General features: G+C 65.8%; 1 pseudogene. It reads right to left on the minus strand.

Going from position 1 to position 237, the window contains the following annotated elements:
• Window positions 1-237 (minus strand): annotated as a pseudogene (locus tag SB751_RS35065) (LysR family transcriptional regulator); the annotation flags it as partial.

A 237-nucleotide genomic window follows, 5' to 3' on the forward strand; every position in this document is an offset into this window, starting at 1 on the left:
CGCGATATCGGCCGGCACGATCGACACCGCGTCGTCGCTCGACGCGATCATCTCGCCGATCAGCTTCGACGAATAGCTTTCGACGATCGGCACGGGCGGCGCAATGCCTGCCGACAGGAACAAGTCGGTTACCTGCTCGCGCATCGGCGTATGCGGCGCGCCGAGGATCCAGTCCAGCGCGTGCAGCTTCTGCCAGTCGAGCTTCGTGCGGGCCAGTTTCGCGGCAAGACGCCGGCT

The sequence above is a fragment of the Cupriavidus sp. SIMBA_020 genome, assembly GCF_046535395.1.
Classification (GTDB): domain Bacteria; phylum Pseudomonadota; class Gammaproteobacteria; order Burkholderiales; family Burkholderiaceae; genus Cupriavidus; species Cupriavidus campinensis.